The organism is Streptomyces sioyaensis, assembly GCF_004122735.1.
Lineage (GTDB): Bacteria > Actinomycetota > Actinomycetes > Streptomycetales > Streptomycetaceae > Streptomyces > Streptomyces sioyaensis.
On sequence record NZ_SDIF01000235.1, the window covers coordinates 1 to 4,604 of the forward strand.

The 4,604-nt window shown below is 72.0% G+C and carries 5 protein-coding genes; 4 read left to right on the plus strand and 1 reads right to left on the minus strand.

Annotation, left to right across the window (positions count from 1 at the left end):
* Positions 1–54 precede the first annotated feature (54 nt).
* Positions 55–813: a class I SAM-dependent methyltransferase gene (locus EST54_RS33335; RefSeq protein ID WP_129251411.1), complete on the plus strand. Its 759-nt coding sequence runs from the start codon at positions 55–57 to the stop codon at positions 811–813.
* Between the two features lie 64 nt (positions 814–877).
* Here EST54_RS33335 and EST54_RS33340 read toward each other — a convergent pair whose 3' ends face one another.
* Positions 878–1,912: a bifunctional DNA primase/polymerase gene (locus tag EST54_RS33340; protein ID WP_239013180.1), complete on the minus strand. Its 1,035-nt coding sequence runs from the start codon at positions 1,910–1,912 to the stop codon at positions 878–880.
* A 417-nt stretch (positions 1,913–2,329) separates the two neighbouring features.
* On the opposite strand from EST54_RS33340, the gene EST54_RS33345 reads away from it, so the two are divergent.
* From EST54_RS33345 to EST54_RS33360, 3 genes are all read left to right on the plus strand, one after another.
* On the plus strand, positions 2,330–2,635 hold the full coding sequence (locus EST54_RS33345; protein WP_129251412.1) for a hypothetical protein: 306 nt from the start codon (positions 2,330–2,332) through the stop codon (positions 2,633–2,635).
* A 220-nt stretch (positions 2,636–2,855) separates the two neighbouring features.
* Positions 2,856–4,079, plus strand: a complete 1,224-nt coding sequence (locus EST54_RS33350) for an acyl-CoA dehydrogenase family protein (RefSeq protein ID WP_129251413.1) — start codon at positions 2,856–2,858, stop codon at positions 4,077–4,079.
* Positions 4,076–4,604 (plus strand): FAS1-like dehydratase domain-containing protein (locus EST54_RS33360; RefSeq protein WP_244942672.1); only part of this gene is annotated, 529 nt, incomplete at its 3' end. The genes EST54_RS33350 and EST54_RS33360, both read left to right, overlap by 4 nt.

Genomic DNA, 4,604 nt, shown 5'->3' on the forward strand with positions numbered 1-4,604 from the left:
GCGTGGGGGCGTAAATCGTTGGCGGGGTTGGGGCTTTGCGGTGACTGTGGAGGTATGGCGCGTTCGTTTGAGGAATTGGTGGCTGAGGCCGAGGCTGTATCGGTCGAGGGGTGGGACTTCTCGTGGCTGGACGGGCGGGCCACGGAGGAGCGGCCCTCGTGGGGGTATCAGCGGGCGATGGGCGAGCGGCTGGCGCGGGCGTCGGCCGCCTTGGACGTCCAGACCGGCGGCGGTGAGGTGCTCGCCGGGGCGGCGAAGCTGCCGCCGGTGATGGTGGCGACGGAGTCCTGGCCGCCGAATGTCGCCAAGGCCACCGCGTTGTTGCATCCGCGCGGTGCGGTCGTGGTGGCCGATGCGGACGAGCCGCCGCTGCCGTTCGGCGATGCGGCGTTCGACCTGGTGACGAGCCGTCATCCGGTGACCGTGTGGTGGCCGGAGATCGCCCGCGTGCTGCGGCCCGGGGGCACGTACTTCTCCCAACAGGTCGGTCCGGCCAGCGTGTTCGAGCTGGTCGAGTACTTTCTGGGGCCGCAGCCGGAGCACGTACGGCGGGCCCGTCATCCCGAGGACGCGCGCCGGGCGGCGGAGGCGGCGGGTCTTGAGGTGGTCGATCTGCGCGTGGAGTCGCTGCGGACCGAGTTCTTCGACATCGGGGCGGTCGTCTACTTCCTGCGGAAGGTGGTGTGGATGGTCCCCGGATTCACGGTGGAGCGCTATCGGGAGCGGTTGCGGGAGCTGGATGAGTTGATGCGTCGCGAGGGGGCGTTCGTGGCGCGGACGAGCCGGTTCCTGATCGAGGCGCGTAAGGCATAGAGGTGTGGGGTGAGCCTTGGAGCCTGTGGCTGGGGGCAGTGGTGTACGGCCATGTGCGATGTCGCTAGTGGCTGTGGGGTGTGGCGCGGGCCGCTGAGGCGATCGTTGCGCGGGCCTCTTGTGCGGACAGGCCGGTGTCGCGGGCGGCCTTGGTCAGGCGGGCGGCGAGTTCCTGGCCGAGGCCGGCTTCGTGGGCGCGGCAGGCGGCCCAGAAGAGCCGGGCGTTGCGCTGGCCGTCCGGGGAGGTGCGTACGAAGCGTATGAGCGCCGCGGCGTGTTGGGGCGGGACGCCGGGCGGGGACTCCCGGTGGGCGGACGGCGGCGGGGCGAGGAGGAGGTTGAGCAGGGTGTCCGGCAGCGGGGCGGGCTGGCGGGGGGTGTGCGGTGCGTGGGTGTATCGCCCGTGGGTGGTGACGGAGCCGGGGCCCACGAGATAGCCGGCTGTGCCGCGGATGTCGATGCCCGGGGCGAGCCGCCCGGCCGAATTCGGTACGGGTGGGGTCGGCGGGCCGGTGAACCAGAGGTGGCGGCCGCCGCTGGGGGTGAGGACCGTGACGGTCGGCGGGATCGGGAAGTCGTGCTGTTCGGCGAGGAACCGCAGGGCGGTCAGGCCGTCGGCGCCGTTCTTGGTGTCGAGGTCGACGCCGATGAGGTGGTGCGGGAGCCGGCCGCAGGCGATGCCGTAGCCGGTGGCCCAGGGGGCGGTGGCGAACATCCGGCGGATGGCGAGCGGGTCGGTGCTCGCGTCATGGATGCCGTGCCCGAGCCGGCCGCACTCGCCGCGGCAGGGCGGGGCCGCGGGACGGCCGCGGTGCGGGGACCGTATGGCGGGGAGCTTGTTGCGGGTCAGCGGGATGACGGGGTAGCCGCGGCCGGCGGCGAGGAGCGCCTCGGCGAGCGCGGCGGCGTGCGGTTCCGGCGGCTCGGTGGGTGCGGGGCCGGGTGCCCCGGCGCCGGAAGGGTGCGGGCCGGCAGGGACGTCAGCCGTCACGTCGGGCGGCAGGTCAGCTCGCAGGTCGGGCGGGTGGTCGGGGCGTGGGTCGGGCTGGCGGTCGGTCGGTGTTTCGGTGTGGCGTTCATGGCGTCGGTGCGTGGCCATGGCTCCATTTTCGTACGAACGTTCGATGAAGGGAAGGGGGTGTGGAGGGAGCGGCCTGTGCGCGGGCGGCAGAGGTTTATCCGGGGGTGATCATGCTTGCGGGGGAATCGGGCCCTCGCGATGGGTTCGCCGCGGATTCGTGGGCAAGCCTGAGTGCGCGACGTCGAGGCAAGCCCCGCGGTGGTCGGCCAACTACCCGGTGACACAACAAAGTTCCAGCAATTCCGGTCCCGCGCATCAGAGTCGTACCAGCAGTGCCGTACAGCAGAGCCGCATCAGAGTCGTGCGTCGGAGCCGTACATCAGAGCCGTACATCAGAGTCGTATGTCAGCCGTACATCAGACCCCCGCGCAGCAGATCCGCGCCAGAGCCGGCGCGGCAGATCCAGAAGTCGTGTTCCGTAGGAGGAAGAGAAACATGGCAAGCATCCGTACCGCCGGCGTCCTCGCCGCTGCCGCCGCGCTTCCCTTCGCGGCCGTGCTCTGCGCCGGCGTGGCGCAGGCCGACAACGGTGGCTTTGCGACCGGCGGGTCGAGTTCGGCGGCGACGAGCCAGGCGGGGAGCGGTGTCGGCGGCGCCAATCTCGGCAATTCGACCACCGGGCAGCAGGTCGCCAACGGAGCCGGCGCCGCCAATCAGAACAACACCGCGAGCGTGAACGGCTCCGGCCCCACGCAGATCGACCAGACCAACACCACCGTCAACTTCACCAAGCTCTGGTGAGTCGGCGGCCCGCCGCAAGGGGAGTGCGGTGCGGCTGACCGACGGGTGAGGCGTCAGGGCCGGCACGGAGTGAATGGGGCTGCTCCGGAGTTCGCTGCGCCGGCCTTGACAGTGAGCGGGTTTCTGACGGACAGTCAGAAACCCGCTCGCTTCGTTCGTGTGCCCGGCTCCCTGCGCACCGGGGCCGGGCGTACGGCCACCAGAAGGGGAGGCCGCCGACGTGCACCTCGCCCCGACCGCGCGCCAGGAGCAGTTGCGCGGCCAACTCCGCCGCTACTTCCGTGAGTTGCTGCCGAACGGGCCGGTCGAGGATGCCGCGGAGCAGCGTGCGGTGCTGCGCCGGATCGGCGCCGACGGCATGCTGGGGCTGGGCTGGCCGACCGCGTACGGCGGGCAGGGCCGCGGGCCCGACGAGCAGTTCGTCTTCTTCGACGAGGCGTACCGCGCGGGCGCTCCGGTCTCGATGGTCACCCTCAACACCGTCGGCCCGACCCTGATGGCGTACGGCACCCCGCAGCAGAAGGACTTCTTCCTGCCCCGGATCCTCAGTGGCGAGCTGGTCTTCGCGATCGGCTATACGGAGCCCGAGGCCGGCACGGACCTCGCCGCACTCCGCACCCGCGCGGTGAAACAGCCGGGTGGTGCGGTGAAACAGCCGGGTGGTGCGGCGAAAAGGCCGGGTGGAGAGGGCGCGGCCGAGGACGCCCACTGGCTGATCAACGGCGCCAAGAGCTTCACCAGCAACGCCCACCGGGCCGACTGGATCTGGCTCGCCTGCCGCACCGACCCCGACGCGCCCAAGCACCGCGGCATCTCCCTCATCCTGGTGCCCACCGATGCACCCGGCTTCTCCTGGACGCCGATCGAGACGGTCGGCGGGCTGATGACCACCGCCACCTACTACGACGGCATTCGCGTCCCGGCCGGGAACCTGGTCGGTGCGGAGAACGGCGGCTGGCAGCTGATCACCCACCAGCTCAACCACGAACGCGTCGCCCTGGCCGCCCTCGGGATGCAGGCCGAGGACTCCTTCGACGCGGCGCTGGCGTACGCCCGTACGCCGGATCCGGAGACCGGCGAACGGCCCGCGGACCGGCCCTGGGTACGGTCCCGGCTCGCCGAGGCGCACGCCCGGCTCGCCGCGACCCGGCTGCTGAACTGGCGGCTGGTCGGGGACGTGGGCGCCGGGTCGCTCAACCCCGGAGACGCGGGCGGGGCGAAGTTCGCCGGCACGGAGAGCGCCGTCGAGGTCTACCGGATGTGCCAGGAGGTGGCCGGGGACGCCGCCCTGGTGCGGGCCGGTTCACCGGGCGCCTTCGGGGGCGGCGAACTGGAGCGGATGAACCGTGCGGCGCAGATCAACACCTTCGGGGGCGGAGTGAGCGAGATCCAGCGGGAGATCGTCGCGACGATGCGGCTGGGGATGCGGAGGGGGCGGCGATGAGCGAGGTGGCGCAGGGGGAGTCGGCGCCGGGGGAGTCGGTGCAGGAGGAGGCGGCGTCGGGGGAGTCGGTGCCTGAGGCGCGTACCGCCCGGCCCGTGGACGTGCTCCCCCACGAACGGCTCAAGGCGTACGAGGGGCGGTCGGCCGCGCGCGCGGGGGTGGGCAAGGACCTGGTCAACGCGCCGATGATCAGGCACTGGTGCGAGGCGGTGGGCGACACCGGTCCGGCCTATCGGGGGCCCGACGCCATCGCCCCGCCGACGATGCTCCAGGCCTGGACGATGGGTGGCCTCTCCGGCCATACGGACCGCTCGGGCGCGTTCGACGAACTCTTCGCGCTGCTGGACGGCGCCGGGTACACCTCCGTCGTCGCCACCGACTGCGAGCAGGAGTACCTGCGGCCGCTGCGGCCCGGCGACCGCATCACCTTCGACGCGGTGATCGAAGCCGTGTCGGAGCGCAAGACGACAAAGCTGGGGACGGGGCACTTCGTCACGACGCGGATGGACATACGGGCGGACGGGG

Excerpts from the sequence above, each read along its gene's own strand:
- EST54_RS33335 (WP_129251411.1), top strand. The coding sequence starts at position 55 with ATGGCGCGTTCGTTTGAGGAATTGGTGGCTGAGGCCGAGGCTGTATCG.
- EST54_RS33340 (WP_239013180.1), bottom strand. The coding sequence starts at position 1,912 with ATGGCCACGCACCGACGCCATGAACGCCACACCGAAACACCGACCGAC.
- EST54_RS33345 (WP_129251412.1), top strand. The coding sequence starts at position 2,330 with ATGGCAAGCATCCGTACCGCCGGCGTCCTCGCCGCTGCCGCCGCGCTT.